The sequence below is a fragment of the Cryobacterium sp. N22 genome, assembly GCF_002929555.1.
Classification (GTDB): domain Bacteria; phylum Actinomycetota; class Actinomycetes; order Actinomycetales; family Microbacteriaceae; genus Cryobacterium.
This window is the reverse complement of record NZ_PJJP01000037.1, coordinates 134539-151402: the sequence shown is the minus strand read 5'-3', so window position 1 is coordinate 151402 and position 16864 is coordinate 134539. Positions and strand designations below refer to the sequence as shown.

General features: G+C 64.5%; 15 protein-coding genes. 8 read left to right on the top strand and 7 right to left on the bottom strand.

The annotated features are described in order from the left end of the window. The first annotated feature begins 35 nt into the window (after positions 1-35). Together CXY76_RS13315 and CXY76_RS13310 are read left to right on the top strand one after the other, a co-directional pair. The gene (locus tag CXY76_RS13315) at positions 36-1127 is read left to right on the top strand and encodes an NADH:flavin oxidoreductase/NADH oxidase (protein WP_104165260.1); all 1092 of its coding nucleotides are present in this window, start codon (positions 36-38) and stop codon (positions 1125-1127) included. Between the two features lie 51 nt (positions 1128-1178). After that, a complete protein-coding gene (locus tag CXY76_RS13310) occupies positions 1179-1982 on the top strand; it encodes a TSUP family transporter (protein ID WP_104165257.1) in 804 nt (267 codons plus the stop codon). 2 nt (positions 1983-1984) lie between these two features. Here CXY76_RS13310 and CXY76_RS13305 read toward each other — a convergent pair whose 3' ends face one another. The 3 genes from CXY76_RS13305 to CXY76_RS13295 all read right to left on the bottom strand — a co-directional run bounded on the left by CXY76_RS13305 (position 1985) and on the right by CXY76_RS13295 (position 5967). Beyond that, the gene (locus tag CXY76_RS13305; protein ID WP_104165255.1) at positions 1985-3529 is read right to left on the bottom strand and encodes a glycoside hydrolase family 32 protein; all 1545 of its coding nucleotides are present in this window, start codon (positions 3527-3529) and stop codon (positions 1985-1987) included. Between the two features lie 128 nt (positions 3530-3657). Then, entirely contained in the window at positions 3658-4713 is a 1056-nt protein-coding gene (locus tag CXY76_RS13300) for a LacI family DNA-binding transcriptional regulator (RefSeq protein ID WP_104165536.1), read from the bottom strand. 21 nt (positions 4714-4734) lie between these two features. Next, entirely contained in the window at positions 4735-5967 is a 1233-nt protein-coding gene (locus CXY76_RS13295) for a Gfo/Idh/MocA family protein (protein WP_104165254.1), read from the bottom strand. Positions 5968-6122: 155 nt separating this feature from the next. On the opposite strand from CXY76_RS13295, the gene CXY76_RS13290 reads away from it, so the two are divergent. The 4 genes from CXY76_RS13290 to CXY76_RS13275 all read left to right on the top strand — a co-directional run bounded on the left by CXY76_RS13290 (position 6123) and on the right by CXY76_RS13275 (position 11676). Then, on the top strand, positions 6123-7067 hold the full coding sequence (locus CXY76_RS13290; protein ID WP_104165252.1) for a carbohydrate ABC transporter permease: 945 nt from the start codon (positions 6123-6125) through the stop codon (positions 7065-7067). A 12-nt stretch (positions 7068-7079) separates the two neighbouring features. After that, positions 7080-7982, top strand: a complete 903-nt coding sequence (locus tag CXY76_RS13285) for a carbohydrate ABC transporter permease (RefSeq protein ID WP_104165250.1) — start codon at positions 7080-7082, stop codon at positions 7980-7982. A 70-nt stretch (positions 7983-8052) separates the two neighbouring features. Continuing rightward, the gene (locus tag CXY76_RS13280; protein WP_104165247.1) at positions 8053-9390 is read left to right on the top strand and encodes a sugar ABC transporter substrate-binding protein; all 1338 of its coding nucleotides are present in this window, start codon (positions 8053-8055) and stop codon (positions 9388-9390) included. 96 nt (positions 9391-9486) lie between these two features. Continuing rightward, the gene (locus CXY76_RS13275; protein ID WP_104165245.1) at positions 9487-11676 is read left to right on the top strand and encodes an alpha-galactosidase; all 2190 of its coding nucleotides are present in this window, start codon (positions 9487-9489) and stop codon (positions 11674-11676) included. Positions 11677-11762: 86 nt separating this feature from the next. Here the strand turns inward: CXY76_RS13275 and namA are convergent, their stop codons facing one another. Both namA and CXY76_RS13265 read right to left on the bottom strand, forming a co-directional pair. Then, positions 11763-12842, bottom strand: coding sequence for an NADPH dehydrogenase NamA (gene namA, locus CXY76_RS13270; protein WP_104165242.1), 1080 nt, complete (start codon positions 12840-12842; stop codon positions 11763-11765). Positions 12843-12892: 50 nt separating this feature from the next. Then, positions 12893-13279, bottom strand: coding sequence for a nuclear transport factor 2 family protein (locus CXY76_RS13265; RefSeq protein WP_104165240.1), 387 nt, complete (start codon positions 13277-13279; stop codon positions 12893-12895). Between the two features lie 95 nt (positions 13280-13374). Between CXY76_RS13265 and CXY76_RS13260 the strand changes: the two genes are divergently transcribed. Next, complete coding sequence (locus CXY76_RS13260) at positions 13375-13992, top strand: TetR/AcrR family transcriptional regulator (protein ID WP_104165237.1); 618 nt, start codon at positions 13375-13377, stop codon at positions 13990-13992. Positions 13993-14301: 309 nt separating this feature from the next. Then, positions 14302-15525, top strand: coding sequence for a DNA polymerase domain-containing protein (locus CXY76_RS13255; RefSeq protein WP_104165533.1), 1224 nt, complete (start codon positions 14302-14304; stop codon positions 15523-15525). 67 nt (positions 15526-15592) lie between these two features. On the opposite strand, the gene CXY76_RS13250 is transcribed toward CXY76_RS13255, so the two are convergent. Together CXY76_RS13250 and CXY76_RS13245 are read right to left on the bottom strand one after the other, a co-directional pair. Continuing rightward, positions 15593-16582, bottom strand: a complete 990-nt coding sequence (locus tag CXY76_RS13250) for an SRPBCC domain-containing protein (RefSeq protein WP_104165235.1) — start codon at positions 16580-16582, stop codon at positions 15593-15595. Then, positions 16579-16824 carry a hypothetical protein gene (locus CXY76_RS13245; protein WP_104165233.1) on the bottom strand — a complete coding sequence of 82 codons (246 nt, stop codon included), beginning with the start codon at positions 16822-16824 and terminating at the stop codon, positions 16579-16581. Before CXY76_RS13245 ends, CXY76_RS13250 begins: the two co-directional genes overlap by 4 nt. Positions 16825-16864 lie beyond the last annotated feature (40 nt).

Below are 16864 nucleotides of genomic sequence, written 5' to 3'. Positions count from 1 at the left end.
GCAACCCGCGCATCCGCGCCCACCGAGAAGGACCCATGCCCACACCATTCACCACCCTCCGAATCCGCGACCTCGACATCCCCAACCGCCTCTGGATGTCACCGATGTGCACCTACAGCGCCGACTGGGACGGAGCCGCCACCGGGAGCCCGAATGATTTCCACTTCGCGCACTACACCGCGCGCGCAGCCGGGGGCGCCGGCCTCGTCATGATAGAAGCAACCGGCGTGCGTGCCGACGGACGCATTTCGCCCTACGACCTCGGGCTCTGGAACGACACCCAGACGACCTCCTTTGGCCGCCTGGCCCTGGCCATCAGTGCCAGCGGAGCCGTTCCCGGCATCCAGCTCGCGCACGCCGGCCGGAAGGCCTCGGTCGACAAGCCCTGGCTGGGCGGAGACTCTCTGCCCGAGGACTCACGAGGCTGGCAAAGTGTCGGCCCCAGCACGCACCCGTTCCCCGGCTACACCGCCCCCGCAGAGCTCTCTCACGCTGAAATCGCCGCCCTGGTCACGGCATTCGCCGAGGCAGCCGTGCGTGCTCTCGCCGCCGGCTTCCAAGTCGTCGAGGTTCACGCGGCGCACGGCTACCTGCTGCACTCGTTCCTTTCCCCGGTCTCGAACACCAGAGACGATTCTTACGGGGGCGACTTTGAAGGCCGCACTCGATTCCCGCTCCAGGTCATCGACGCCGTCCGCAAGGTCTGGCCCGAGGACCTTCCCGTGTTCCTGCGCGTCTCCACCACCGACTGGATCGCCGAGAACCCCGCCGACGACCGCCCAAGCTGGACCGTCGAGGACACCATCGAGTTCGCAAGACTCGCGACCGAGCACGGTGTGGACCTCGTCGACTGCTCGAGCGGGGGGACAGCGCCCGTACCGATCCCGCGCGACCGCGACTACCAAACGCGGAACGCGGCACGGATCCGGTCCGAAGTCGCGGTCAAAGTAGCCGCGGTTGGACGCATCAGCGACCCGGAATGGGCCGCTGAACTCATCTCCACGGGCCACGCAGATGCCCTCTTCCTCGGCCGCCCGCTGCTGCGCGACGCGTCGTGGATCAACAATGCCGCTACGACGCTCGGGGAACGACCGCGATTTGTCGAGCAGTACGACTACGCCCTCTGATTCCTCTAGTCGCCAGCGCGCGCGGTGCTCGCGGGCCGAAGGAAGGTGAGTGTGGACGCGATCCAATCGCTCGGTGACATCACCATCGCCATCGCGATCTTGATGTTGTTTGCCGCTCTGGCCGCGGGCTGGATAGATGCCGTCGTCGGCGGCGGCGGTCTTCTCCAGCTCCCGGCACTCCTCTTAGTGCCCGGGATCACCCCGGTGGAGGCGCTGGCCACCAACAAGCTCGCCTCTCTCTTCGGCACGACAACGAGCGCCGTCACCTGGACCCGTCGAGCGCATCCCGATCTGGGCACCGCCCTGCCCATGGCGGCCGTCGCTCTCATTGGCAGCTACGGAGGCGCCAACTTGGCGGCCCTGTTACCCGCAGCCGTCTTCAAGCCAGTCATTGTGGCCGCGCTGGTGATCGTTGCCACCATCACCATCGCTTTCCCAACACTAGGCAGCATCAGCGCTCTACGTCATAGGCACGGCACACACCACCCCATCGCAGGGCTCCTGGGAGCGGTCATCGGGTTTTACGACGGACTAATCGGCCCCGGGACCGGCACGTTTCTCATCATCACCATCATCACCGCGCTCGGCTACGACTTCGTCCTCGCCAGCGCCAAAGCGAAAATCGTCAACGTCGCCACGAACGTCGGCGCACTGCTCTTCTTCATACCGCACGGACACGTTCTCTGGGCCCTCGCGCTGGGGATGGGACTCGCCAATATGGCCGGCGGCTACCTTGGATCGCGCATGGCGATCGCACGCGGCAACCGCTTCATCCGAATCGCGTTCCTCGCCGTGGTCGCGGTCCTCATCGTCAAGCTCGGGTACGACGTGTGGGCCGAGAACATTTCCACGTAGCGTTACCGATTCAGGACCAGTGGCTCTGCGATTCGCACTGGTGGCGCCACGAGTCGAGTCACTTTCAGGCAGGCGGCGGCGGTCCCCCTGCTGGCGTACAGCGACAGACGGGTGCTGTCTGGCCCGGGGAATATAAGGCCGGTCATGGTGACTTGGCCACCTTGGGCGAAGACTTCCACTGAGCAATAGTCGATGAAGAGGGTGAGAGTGTACGACCCGTCTGAGGCCGGTTTCAGTGGAGCCGTGTCGGTGGATGCAAAGGCGTCATGGAAATCCGTGTTGCCGGAGCGTGTCCGGTCCATGATGAGCAGGTTGGCGGCGGGGCGGATGCCGATGCGTGTGCCCTCGGTGCCGTTGCCTCGAATGATGAGTCCGAATTCCTCTGCGGATTCCGGGATGAAGGTCACCTCGATCATCTCCACCGGCGCTCCGGAGTGCAGGTGGAGTACTCCTTCATCTAGTGCAAGTGCAGACCAGGTCTTCACCGAAAGTGAGTTGCCTGTTCGATATTCGTCGGCGGCCTGTTGGGACAGTCGGGGCTGGCCCTGGTCTGACACGAGGGATATTTCCCGGACGAGTGACATGGGACTTCGCCACGGCCAGGTTGGGATGGCGGCCCCGTATTGCCAATTGTTCATCCAGCCGACCATGAGACGGCGACCGTCTGGGGCGTTGTGAAAAGACACGGCCGCGTAGTAGTCGCGTCCCCAATCCAGCCAATGATAGGTGTCGAGTTCCGTCGTTCGACTCATGCCGTCGTTGACGGTTGTTTCGGATGTGAAGGCGACGCCGTCGAAGTTGCCGACGAAGTATTGGCCCCCTGACCCGCCATTGGGCCCACCGGGGTTGAGATTCACGATGAGAACCCACTTGGTCTGCTCAGCATCGCCGTCCAGTGGCAAGGGGAAAAGGTCAGGGCACTCCCAGACGCCGCCGGTGGCGTTGGCGGGTCCGAAGCTGCTGAGGTAGCGCCAGTCCCGAAGGTTGTCGGAGCCATAGATGACCACTGTGTGCTCGTTGGCTTCAACGGCCACCATGACCCAATAGCTGCCGATGGGTCCGTCGTAGCGGAACACCTTCGGATCGCGGAAGTCTGCGGAGCTCCTGTCGAGGACGGGGTTGCCTTGGTGCTTCGTCCAGGTGTAGCCGCCGTCGGAGCTCCAAGCCAGGGACTGGGCCTGTGTGCCCCGGCGGGTTGAGCTGTCTTTGTAGGCGCTCGTGTAAATTGCCACCAGTGGGGCGGTCTGTCCGTTGCCGAGGCCGCTGGTGTTGTCCTGGTCGATGACGATGCTTCCGGAGAAGATGTCTTCTTCGGCATCGCAGAGAATGGCCACAGGCTTCTCGTCCCAGTTGACCAGGTCCACCGAGGTGGCGTGGCCCCAGGACATGTTGCCCCAAACGTTCCCGAAGGGGTTGCTCTGGTAATAGAGGTGAAAAATCCCCTCGTGGTAGACGAGTCCGTTCGGGTCGTTCAGCCAGGTGTTTTTGGCTGTGTAGTGGATCGCAGGCCTGAAGATGTCGTACTCGCGAGCGGCAATAGCATTCATGACGTTGGGTGCCTTAGTTGTTGATCAGTTGGCCGCCAGGTGGCTTACGGGCAACACGGACACGCAATCGCGGGTGGGCGGTTGCGGGCAGGTTGCCGCCTGGAGCTCAGCCAGGGAGGCTGTGCGTGTTAGTGGCAGCCGCAGGAAGTGCGCAGTACGAGTTCGGCGGGGAAGATGTTGGTCTGAGGTTCTTTCCCGGGCGCCGCCAGGAGGGCTTCCAGGGCGGCCTGTGCCAGGTCGGTAATGGGCTGGGCGACTGTACTGAGCCGGGGCCAGGTGTACTCAGATTCGGGTGAGCCGTCGAAGGCGAACACCGCAAGGTCCTCCGGTATTCGCAGGCCACCCTCCTGGAGGGCGCAGAGCAGTGCAACAGCCTGCTGGTCGGAGCTGACGAAGACCGCGGTCGGCCGCTCGCTGTGGGCCAGCAGTTCCTGCCCGGCACGGTACCCGCCTTCGCGGGTGAACGGGACCCGGATGATCGGGCCAGCGGTGAGGCCGGCGTCCTGGATGCCCTGGCGCCATCCGACCTCGCGGGAGTCGACGTCGCCGCCGGGGTTGGTGCCCATGACCAGCCCGATGCGTTCGTGGCCGTGGCTGATGAGGTGCTCGACCGCCATCCGCGCTCCGTCCCGGAAGGCCACGCCCACGGAGTTGGCGCCGGGGTCCCCCGCGCCGTGTTTCAGGATCGCGGGGCTGCCGGCGGTGGCGCGGTCGGTGCTGTGGTTCAGGAGCACTACGGGAATGTCTGCCTGTTCAAAGTCCATGAGATCGGGATCGGACAGTTCGCTCCAGAGGAACAGTCCGTCCACCCTCCGTGCGGCGAAGTTCTTGATCAGCCGGCGCTCGGTGCGCAGCGAAGCCTGCGAGTCGGCCAGCAGGAGGGTGTAGCCCCGCTCGGCCGCGGCGTTTTCGACCGCGCGGGAGAGCGAGGCGAAAAATGGATTCATGGCATCGGGGATGATCATGGCGAGCATCTCACTGGAACCCAAAGCAAGTGCCCTGGCTGCCGCGTTGGGCCGGTAGCCCAGCGCCCTGATTGCCTGCCGAACCCTGGCCTCGTTCCCAGGAGAAACTGCCCGGGGCCCGCCGTTGACCACGTAGCTGACGACGGCACTGCTGACGCCTGCCATCCGTGCGACGTCGTCGCGTGTGATGGTCTTGGCGTGCGAGGTCGGGTTCGACATGGCAACCATGCTATCGGCGTTTCATTTGGCGGGCTCGCGAAGTACCGGGCGGAGCATCTCTGCCGGGGCGTCGCCGAAATCGGGAACCGGCAGGCGTTCGCCGCCGCGCAGGGCCGACTGGTGGGCAACGATGCCGGGAAGCGTGTAGCGGGCCGCCTCCCAGGCGTTGACCGGCGGCACGGTGCCGGTGTTGATGGCGGTGACGAAGTCGTCCACGAGGAAGTGGTGGCTGCCCTCGTGCCCGTTGGGCAGACCCCGGAACTCTGTCGGCAGTCTCTCGGCGTCGTGCACCGCTGCCATGCCGGAAACAAAGGCATCGCGTAATGCCGGCGCCACGTCGGCCAACATGGGGTCATCCGCGTCCATGGTGGCCTGGGTTTCGAGCTGGTCGCTGACGTCGGTCACGGCGTGCTTGTCCTGCCAGACGCTGACCAGCGCGAGCTGTTCGAAACTGGCCTCGGTACCGAAGTAGCGGAAGCGGCTCTCGCGCAGGTGGGAAGGGTAGCCCGCCCGGCGGAACTCGTTGATGCGCATCGACCCGCCGCCGGCAAGTTCGAACAGGGCGCTGGCGTTGGAGAAGTCATTGGCAAACATGCTGATCTCGCGATCGAAGACGCCATCGCCGCGCTCGTCCCGCACCCCGATACAGCTGACGCTGACGGCGTGGGAGCCGGTTGCTCCGAGCACCCCGCCCACGGAGTGAGTCGGGTAGAGCATGGGCGGGTAGCTGGCGGTGCGCTTCCAGTGTTCTCCGCCGCTGTACTCGTAGGCGTCGTAGAAGCCGAGGTCCATGTCATGGACATAATCACCCTCGGCGTAGAAGATCCGACCGAAGGCGCCCTCGGCAACCTTCTTGCGGGCAAAGACGGTTGCCGGGTTGTAGTAGCTGGTCTCCCCCATCATGTACGTCAGCCCGGTCTCCCGGACGGCGTCAATAATTTGCGCGATCTCCTCTTCGGAGATTGCCATCGGCACAGCGGAGTAGACGTGCTTGCCGGCCCGCAGCGCCTGCAGCACCAGCGGGCCATGGGTCCAGCGCTGGGTGAAGATCGCCACGGCGTCTACGTCGCTTTCAAGCAATGCTTCGAAGCTGTCGAATGTTCCTGCCGCACCTGCGCTGGTGCTTTGGGCCTCCGCACGCTCACTGATGAGGTCGGTGAAATAGATGTCTGAGATGCCGGGGTGGGCAGCGAAGAGCTTGGCGAATACGCCTGCGAACTGTCCCGCGCCAACGATTCCAATTGAAGAAGTCATGGGAAAGAGTATGCGTGAGAAATCTACGCGCGTCAATCTCGATTTCGTCGGTCACTCCACGGCGTCTGATTTTCAAGAAATCTATTGCGCTTTTCGAAACTACGCGCGTAGAGTGACGGTCACTTGCTGTCTACCTCATAGGAGAGGGAACGAAGATGACCACCCTTACCAAGCACCCACCCGCCCCAACATTCAAGGCGCCGCAGCTTTCTAAGCGGGGTCGTGGCCCATCCAAACTGCGTGAGCTCAGGATCGCGCTGCTGTTCATCTTCCCGGCGATGATCGGCCTTGTTGCCTTTTCCCTGGTCCCGACCATCCGCGGCATTTACCTCAGCTTCACCGAGTACAACATCCTCGGTGAACCGAAGTGGATTGGAATCGACAACTACACGGCGATTTTCGCGGACGAGCTGTTCTGGAACGCCATGGCGGTGACCATCCAGTACGTCGCAATCAACATCGTCTTCCAGATCGTCATTGCCATCGGCCTGGCGCTGCTGATGCAGAGCGTGGCGAAATCCACGTTCATCCGTGCCGCGTTGCTGCTCCCCTTCCTGGTGGCCAACGTGATCGTCGCCCTGCTGTGGTTCTGGATGCTCGACTACCAGATCGGCATCGTCAACGAGGTCATCAGCTGGTTGGGCCTTCCCCGCGTTGCGTTCTTCGGCAGCGAGCAGTGGGCCATCCCCACCATCGCCTTCGTCAACGTCTGGCGCCACATGGGCTACACCGCGCTGCTCGTCTTCGCCGGCCTCCAGGCCATCCCCCACCACGTCTACGAAGTGGCCTCCCTGGACGGAGCTTCCCGCACCCGGACGTTCTGGAGCATCACCATGCCGCTCCTGCGCCCAGTCCTGGCACTGGTCCTGGTGGTCACCGTCATCGGGTCCTTCCAGGTCTTCGACACTGTCGCGGTCACCACCGGCGGCGGTCCGGTCAATGCCACCCGCGTCATCCAGATGTACATCTACCAAAAAGCATTCGGCGAATCGGACTTCGGTTACGCCTCCGCCCTGTCCGTCGTTCTCTTCGTGATCCTCGCACTCGTGGCCTTCATCCAAATGAAGTTCCTCAGGGGCAACGAATCGGATCTGGACTAAGGAGCCCCAGCCATGAGCACTCAAACACTGACCACCCGCAAACCCGTCGACTGGCACCGCGTCGGCGCGTGGACCCTCATTGTCCTGGCGTTGGTCGTCACCATCTTCCCGTTCCTGTGGATGCTCCGCACGGCCCTCTCCAGCAACCATTCGCTGGCATCCAACACCGCGAACCTCCTGCCGGCGGACTTTTCCTTGGGCGCCTTCAAGCGGGTTTTTGGACTGCAAACCACGGAAGAGGCCATCGCCGATGGAGGTTCCGGAGGAGCCATCGACTTCTGGCTGTACCTGCGCAACTCGATACTCTTTGCCACTGTGACGACCGCATGCCAGGTCTTTTTCAGCGCACTTGCCGCCTATGCTTTCGCCCGGCTCCGCTGGCCCGGACGCAACAAGGTCTTTGCCGTTTTCCTGGCCACCTTGATGATTCCGGGGATCTTCACCGCGCTGCCCAACTTCCTCATGATCAAGAACCTGGGTCTGCTGAACACGTTCGCCGGCCTGACACTGCCCTTCCTGTTCATGTCCGCATTCGCCATCTTCTTCCTCAGGCAGTTCTTCATGAGCATGTCCCGCGAAGTGGAGGAGGCGGCCATGCTCGACGGCGCCAAGAGCCTACGTATCTTCTTTCAAATCGTTCTGCCCAACGCCGTCGCACCCATGACCACGCTCGCGCTCCTGACATTCATCGGGCAGTGGAACGAGTATTTCTGGCCACTGCTGGTCGGAAACGACGAGAGCATCCGGGTACTCACCCTGGGCCTGAGCATCTTCAAGTCCCAGTCTCCCCAGGGCGCCCCGGACTGGACCGGGCTCATGGCCGCCACCCTCGTTGCGGCAGTGCCCATCCTCATCCTGTTCCTCGCCTTCGGAAAGAAGGTGGTGAACTCCATCGGATTCTCCGGCATCAAATAGACCGCTAGTCCCGCTGCTCACCCTCCTCACCCAATCCGGGCAACCTCATGCCCTTTTCGAAAGGTCCATCATGAAAAAAACCCTCGGCGCCGTCGCTGCCGCCGCAGCCGTCGCGCTTACCCTCTCCCTCTCCGCCTGCGCCGCCACCCCCGGTGAAACCAGTGGGGAAATCAACTACTGGCTGTGGGATTCCAACCAGCTCCCCGCCTATAAGCAGTGCGCCACTGACTTCACCAAGGCCAACCCGGACATCAAAGTCAAGATCACCCAACGTGGCTGGGGCGACTACTGGACCACCCTGAGCAACGGCTTCGTGGCCGGGAACGCCCCCGACGTCTTCGTCAACCACCTGTCGAAGTACCCGGAATACGCCGCCAATGATCAGCTCCTGCCCCTCGACGACGCCGTCAAAAAGGACGGGATCGACCTGGACATCTACAACGAGGGTCTCGCTGACCTGTGGGTGGGCCAGGACGACCACCGTTATGGGCTGCCCAAGGACTGGGACACCGTAGCCATGTTCTACAACAAGAACCTTGTCGAGGACGCCGGCTACACCGAGGAACAGCTCGGGAACCTGGATTGGAACCCGCAGGACGGTGGAAGCTACGAAAAGGCCATCGCGCACCTCACCGTGGACAAGAGCGGCAAGCGCGGCGACGAGGCCGGCTTCGACAAGAACCAGGTGGCCGTTTACGGCCTCGGCCTGGAAAGCTCCGGTAGTGGCCAGGGCCAGACCCAGTGGAGCTTCCTCACCGGCACCACCGGCTGGACCCACACGGACAAAAATCCGTGGGGCACGAAGTTCAACTACGACGATCCCCGGTTCCAGGACACCATCGCGTGGTGGGCGGGCCTCGCCGACAAGGGCTACATGCCCAAGCTCGAGACCACCGTGGGCGCCAGCGTTGCCGATGCATTCGGCGCCGGGAAAGCCGCCATCAATACCCAGGGATCCTGGATGATCGGCCAGTACACCAGCTACAAGGGCATCGAAACCGGAATCGCCCCCACCCCGACGGGACCAGACGGCAAGCGCGCCAGCATGTTCAACGGCCTGGCCGACTCCATCTACGCCGGCACGAAGAACCCTGAGGCATCCTTGAAGTGGGTCGAACACCTCGCCTCGGCCGACTGCCAGGACGTCGTCGCCTCCACGGGGGTCGTCTTCCCCGCCATCAAGTCCTCTTCCGAGAAGGCCGCCGCCGCCTTCGAAGCCAAGGGCATCGACGTCAGCGCCTTCACCACCCATGTGGAGAACGGCACGACCATCCTCTTCCCCATCTCCGAGAACGCGGCGAAGGTCGATGGCCTCATGGTCCCGGCAATGGACGCTGTGCTGTCGGGCAAAAAGGACGCCAGCAGCCTGACCGAGGTCAACAAGAAGGTCAACGCCCTCTTCGAGTAGGACCATCCGCTTACCGGCTGCGCGCCACGGGCATCATCACATCCCCGCGGCGCGCAGCCCATCCTCTAAATACATACCCGCAGAAGGACATCATTAATGGAACCGCTCCACCTCCGGTCCGCCGGCACCAGCCTGGTGATTAGCTTCGACACTGGAGAGGCCGAGGTCCTCCACTGGGGCGCAGATCTAGGCAGCACACTGCCGGACCTCGCTATCCTCACAGCCGCTATCCCGCCGTCATCCATCGACGCCACAGTGCCAGCGGGCCTCCTGCCGCAGGCCTCATCGGGCTGGCGTGGCCGACCTGCCCTGCGGGGCCACCGGATGACCGACGGTGTCTCCGGCCTGGACTTCTCGGCCCGCCTCCGCGTCGAAACTGTAAGCACCGAGGGCAACTCCGCTGTCATCGTCCAGTCCGATCCCGGCGCCGGCCTCACTGTCTCCTCCGCCCTCACCCTGCATGACGGCGGCCTGTTGGAGCTGCGCCACACCGTCACCAACTCCGGCACGTCGCCCTACCAGCTCGACGAACTGGCAACCGTCCTCCCGGTGGCACCCAACGCCACCGAACTCCTTGACCTCACCGGACGCTGGTGCCGGGAGCGCCACCCGCAGCGCCGCGCCATCCAGCAGGGCACCTGGGTCCGCACCGGTCGCCACGGCCGCACCGGGCACGACTCCTCACTGCTCTTCGCCGCCGGCACCGCCGGATTCGGCAACCGCCACGGACAGGTCTGGGCCACGCACCTGGCTTGGAGCGGCAACCACGAGCAGTTCGCGGACAGCATCGGCGACGGCCGCACCATGATCGGCGGCTCCGAACTCCTCGGTCCCGCCGAAGTCATCCTCGCACCCGGCGGCAGCTACACCACCCCGGCGCTCTTCGCGGCGTACTCCGGCCGCGGCATCGATGGAATCAGCGAGGCCTTCTACAGTTGGTTCCGCTCCCGTCCGCACCACGTGCTGCCCGCCGCCGCCACCGGCCTGCCCGCCGGTAAACCGCGACCGGTGGTGCTGAATGTCTGGGAAGCGGTCTACTTCGACCACAACCTGCCCACCCTCCTGGACCTGGCCGAGTCAGCCGCCGAACTCGGCGTTGAACGCTTCGTCCTCGACGACGGCTGGTTCCGCGGACGCCGCGACGACCGCGCCGGCCTGGGCGACTGGTACGTGGACGAGGACCTCTGGCCGGATGGCCTCACGCCACTGATCGAGGCCGTCACCTCCCGTGGCATGGAATTTGGTCTCTGGGTGGAACCGGAAATGGTCAACCTCGACTCCGATCTTGTCCGAGCCCATCCGGAATGGATCGCCGGGCCCTCGATTCACAGCTACAAGGACGGCGGCCGGCTGCCGCTGGAGTGGCGGCAACAGCACATCCTCGACCTCGTCAATCCGGATGCGTGGCAGTACATCTACGACCGCATGGATGCGCTGCTGCGGGAGAACGACATCAGCTACCTCAAGTGGGACCAGAATCGCGATCTGCTGGAACACGGTCATGTCGGCCGCTCCTCCGTCCACGAACAGACCCTCGCCGCCTACCGTTTGTTTGACGAACTCCGCAAGGTGCATCCCGGAGTCGAGATTGAGAGCTGCTCCTCAGGCGGCGCCCGCGTGGACCTGGGCATCCTGGAACGCACCGACCGGATCTGGGGATCCGATTGCAACGACGCGCTGGAACGCCAGACCATCCAACGCTGGACCGGCGTGGTGGTTCCTCCGGAACTGGTGGGTGGGCACATCGGCCCCACCACATCGCACACCACCGCGCGTACGCACGACCTGTCATTCCGCGCCATCACAGCCCTGTTCGGCCACTTCGGCATGGAATGGGACGTCCGCAGCGTTCAGGGCGCAGAACGGGAGGAACTCAAGCGCTTCATCGCCCTCTACAAAAAGCATCGGAACCTCATCCACTCCGGACACATGGTCCGCGCCGACGTTGCCGACGACTCCCTCATGCTCCACGGCGTGGTGGCCCCAGACGAGACGGATCACGACACGGCTGCGTTGTTCGCTCTGGTCAGCACACGCACCGCCTTCGCGGAACAACCGGGACGGATCTCCATCCCCGGCCTGGAACCGGACCGGGAGTACCGGGTGGAGGCCGTCTTCCCAACTCCGAGTGACGCCGACTATTCGCACACGTTCACGCAGGTCCGCGCCCCGGCCTGGCTGGCCGACGGCGCCGTTGCGAGCGGCCGTTTCCTGGCCGAGGTAGGACTGCCCATGCCCGCCCTTAACCCGGAACACGCATTACTGCTGGAATTCACCGCGCTGTAGGACCTGGGAAGTCTGCCCCGCCGTTCCCACGCTCTCTGCAGCGGTGAAACGGCGGGGCACAGCTCCGCGCTACAGCGCGGTGAATCCTACGCAGCGACCGTGTCGCCGAGCGGGGCTGCGGGCAGCGGAGGCTGGGTGCGCTGCCAGACAGAGCCGTACCGGGTGTATTGCGCGGGTGGTTGGATCGGACGCCGGAGGTCATCGGCGGCAGTGCGGGCCCAAAACGGGTCCTTGAGCATCTCGCGGCCGATGAACACCAAGTCAGCACGTCCATTGCGGAGGATGTCCTCGGCCTGCTGGCCAGTCTCGATACGCCCCACGGCGCCTGTGAGAACACCGACCTCTCGTCGGATGAACTCCGCAGCGGGAACTTGGAATCCTGGGAACGAAGACACCTTGACGGGTGCGGTGCCGCCGGAGGAGGCATCGATGAGGTCCACCCCCTGCTCCTTCATCCACGTGCCGAAGATGACGAAGTCCTCCGGGGTATTGCCACCCTCGACGTAGTCCGTCGAGGAGATCCGGACGAAGAGCGGACCACTCCACACGGCGCGGACGGCGTGCAGGACTTCGCGGACGATGCGATATCGCCCGGCATGGTCTCCCCCATACTCGTCGGTGCGCTTGTTCGAGATCGGGGAGAGGAACTCATTCAGCAGGTAACCGTGGGCTGCATGCACCTCGATGACGTCGAACCCCGCCTCCGTCGCGCGCGCAGCGCCGGCCCGGAACGCTTCGACGATCTCCGCGATACCTTCCTGGGTCAGTTCTTCGGGGACACGGGAGTCCGGTCCCCAAGCGATCGCGGACGGGGCGACGGCGGTCAGCTCGGGGAGGCCGAGCTGACGGCCGGCATGGCCGATCTGTATACCCATCCGGCCGCCGACCAGGTGGACGGCGTCGACGATGCGGCGGAGGTTCGGGATGTGCGCGTCATCCCAGATCCCGAGGTCGCCCGGACCGATCGCGCCGTTCGGGGCGACCGCTGCGGTCTCGGTCATCACCAGTCCAGCACCCCCGAGGGCACGGGATCCATAGTGCATGACGTGGAAGTCGGTGGCGACTCCCGCGGCGGTCGCGGAGTGCATGCACATCGGCGACATGGCGATGCGATTCCGGAAGGACACCCCACGGATCGTGAATGGCTCGAGAAGGGTTGCAGACAAGAGAGCTCCTTAAAAACTGCTAGCGAAAAGCTGATGGTGTGTTGGTGCGACTAGCTCGTAGGGGTGGAGTGCGTGTAGAAGGTCTTCGCCACGATCTGCCACTCACCGTTCGCCTTGAGCAGGTGGAAGAAGTCGCTGAAACGGAACCCGTCGAGGTCGTCGGTGTCGACCCGCGCACTGGCAACGTCGCCCACGATGTCCACTGTCATGACCGCCGAGTTCGGGTTCGACGGCTTGAAGTCGTTGTCGATTCCGTCGAACAACGCATCGTGAGCGGGCACACGCGTCACTGCGGAGTCGGCAGTAGTGAACATCACCGCGTCGGCGTGGAAGGCCGGCCGCATGATCGAGCTGTCGGCTTTCGCGCAGCCCTCGATGTACTTGGACAGTGTGTCCAGCACCGCGTTGTATTCCTGCACGTAGGTCTTCTCGGACATCTGCACTCCTTGCGTTCAACACATTCTGTAGCGGTCGCTACAAATGTTACTGTAGTGATCGCTACAGTAAATAGTCAACTCTTCGGAAGGTGCCCATGTCCAACACGATGCCGCGAGACACCACCCGCGGGCGACGCCGTGGCTTCGACGAACAACAGGCCCTTGAGACCGCAATGGACGTGTTCTGGGAGCATGGCTACGAGGCAACCTCGGTGAGCCAGCTGTGCTCGGGCATCGGGATCAACCCGCCGAGCCTGTACGCGGCGTTCGGCAGTAAAGCGCAATTGTTCCTCGACGTCGTCGACTACTACGAGCGCACCTACTGGCAACCAGTGTGGGACGCCTTCGAACGGGAAACGCACGTGTTAACCGCGTTCCGTCGATTCTTCGACGACACCGTTGACGTGATCTCGGCGCCGGGGACCCATCTCGGATGTCTGGTCACCCTGTCCAGCGTCAGCTTGAAAGAGCGCGACACCGATGTCGCGCGCGCGCTTGCAGCTATCGGCGAGGACGGAGTGCGCTGCATTCAAACCAAACTCGAATTCGGCATCCGAGATGGGCAGATCCCCGCCGGCACCGACACGCTCGCGCTCGCCCACGCCGTCACTGTGGTCGTCGACGGTCTCGCAATACGGGCGCACGACGGCGTTCCACCGGACACCTTGCGGCGACTGGTGGTTGCGGCGATGCAGATGATCCCAGATAAGTAAATGATGACCGTTTGAACCGCTTTGGAGCCAAGTCGAGACCACGAAGAGTGCCGCACGGTGACTAGGGCGATGCGGGCAAGCTTCGGCGAGACTCGATCCGGCAAGGGACTCGATCCCGAACTGGCTTCGACCCACCCGGTGCGTCGCCCGCTGTGAAGCTCGAGTCCGCCGAGGAGGTCCTCGGTCGCGAATCGACCGAGGCGGCGCCCTCCCGACCGCGCGGTGGTGCCCGCCGCGCTCGGCGACGCGCATCTTCTCCTCACGGGCAACACCTCCCCCGTCGCCGGTGCCGCGCGTAGCATCGCCATCATGAACGCGGCCAAGGACGACGCGACCACCCTCGACATCGACGGACGGGAGGTGCGGGTGAGTCATCCCGGCAAGCTCGTCTTCCCTGAGCCCGGGCTCACCAAGCTCGACCTCGTGAACTACTACCTCGCGGTGGCCGACGGCGCGCTGCGCGGTGCGGCCGACCGCCCCATGGTGCTCAAGCGCTTCGTGAAGGGCATCGACCGGGAGGCGTTCTTCCAGAAGCGGGCACCCGAGTCGCGGCCGTCGTGGATCGAGACGACCACCCTGCACTACGCATCCGGCACCTCGGCGGAGGAGGTCGTGGTGACGGATGCCGCCGCGCTCGCCTGGGTAATCAACCTCGGCTGCATCGACCTCAACCCGCATCCCGTGCGCGCGTGGGACCTCGATCACCCCGACGAACTGCGCGTGGACCTGGACCCCATGCCCGGTGTCGACTGGCCGCAGATCGTCGACGTCGCGTTCGTGGTGCGCGACGTGCTCACCGACCACGGCCTCGTCGGCTGGCCGAAGACCAGCGGCTCACGCGGCCTCCACATCAACGTGCGGATCGAACCCCGCTGGGACTACCGCGCAGTGCGGCTCGCGGCGGAGGCCCTCGCCCGCGAGGTCGAGAACCGGGCGCCCGGGCTGGCGAGCGCACACTGGTGGAAGGAGGAGCGCGGCGAAAGCGTGTTCGTCGACTTCAACCAGAACGCCAAGGACCGCACCGTCGCCTCCGCCTACTCGGTGCGCGCCCTGCCGGATGCCCGCGTATCGACCCCGCTCGGCTGGGATGAGGTGCGCACCCGCCGCCCCGAGGAGTTCACGGTCGCGACCGTGCTGCAGAGGTTCGCCGACCAGGGCGATGTCGCCGCCGGCATCGACGACGCAGCAGGCAGTCTCGATGCGCTGCTGGCTCTCGCCGAGCGGCTCGGGCCCGCCGAGAAGGCGCCGTCGGCACCCGACGGATCCGGTCGCCGCCGCTCGAGCATGCCGCTCGTCGAGATCGCCCGGGCCAAGACCAAGGAGGAGGCCATCGCCGGCCTCGACGCCTGGAGATCACGGCATCCGGATGTCGTCGCGTCCCTCGAGCCCGCAGACGTGCTCGTCGACAGCATGCGCGGCGCGAGCTCGCTCTGGTACCGGATACGCATCAACCTGCAGCACGTGCCTGAGGCGCTCCGCCCCGTCCAGGGCCCCTTGGAAGTCGACTACGACCCGTGGGCCGGCCGCGGCTGAAGAGCGCTGACCGGACCTATCTCGCGGCTCTGTGAATCTCAGTGCTTGCTGGCGACTCTTGCGCGGCTCAACGGAATGCTCGGCTGATCGCGCTGCCCGTCTGGAATAGGGTGATCCATACGAGGAACTTCTGGGCGGGTCGCAGCGGCAATCCGACGAGCCGCCGCCAACCCGAGTATCGAAACCACGATGTCGTGATCGTGATCTGGGTGCCACCCGCCGTTGCTGCCAGGATGAACTCCGTCAGGATCGGACGGCTCCGGGAAGTATCGGGATAGGTGAAGCGCCATGCGATCCGATCCGGTCGGTGAGTTTGGACAAGCTCAACGGACCGGCGACGGAACTCTGGCCTCACCTTCACCGGCTTCCCGTCCGGGCGACGTGTGGGGGCGTGCCCCTGCCAGACCATGCCAAGCACCGCGTCCTGTCCAGAGTGATCGATGGAGCCAACGCTCATCTCCCACTTGTGGATGTGCGTCGGGTCTGCGAGGAACTCCCACACCTCCTCGACCGGCGCGGGGACAAACGTCTCCGTCGACCCGGAGACTGATCCCTTCGCCCTCGCTGCGGTGGGCGCGGTCTGCTCGTCAAGTTCGTCGATCTGTGTGAGACCTTCGAGTAGAGCGTCGGATGTCGTGCCGAGGCGGTGCAGGATGCCGGTGATGAGTCCGCTGGGCTCTGCGACGAGCTCCCGGAGCACGGCGGCGGCGTCGCCATTCTTGTTTTTGCCACCGGAGCGGGCAATGAGGTCATAGGCCCGCTTGCTCCACTCATACCCGCCGGTCTCATGGAACACGATCCGTCCGGCCCCCGGGAATGACGCGTCGACGCCGAGCAAGGCCAGTTGCGCCTCGTGCTGTTCCTCGACAGCACGACGGGCGACATCAAGGTTGATACCCATGCTGCGCAGGGCGCGTCCGGCAGTTTGGTCACTAATGACGAGGGCGAGGAACAGATGCTCGATGTCCGCTTCGCGAAGCCCCAGCCGGGACGCTTCTTCCATCGCGGCAAGGGAGAGGGTTTGACTGGTCTGAGCGGCGCCAACCAACTTCTTCATGCGTTTCTCCGGAGGATCGGGATCGTGGGGTCAACGCGTTTGGCGTGCTTCTTGTGGGCGGCCTGCCTGGATACCCCGAGCGCGTCAGCGATGTCCTGCCACTTCATACCCGCGCGTAGTGCGGCCTCAACTTGCCGAAGTTCTAAGGTGTCCGCGAGCAAGCGCAACGACGCCACTGCCCGCAGCCCCGCTCTCGGGTCGCTGGTGTCGGCTGCCACCGTCGCGATCTGTGAAGACTCCATGTTGTCAACCTACGTTGCTATTCGACATTCCGTCAACCGG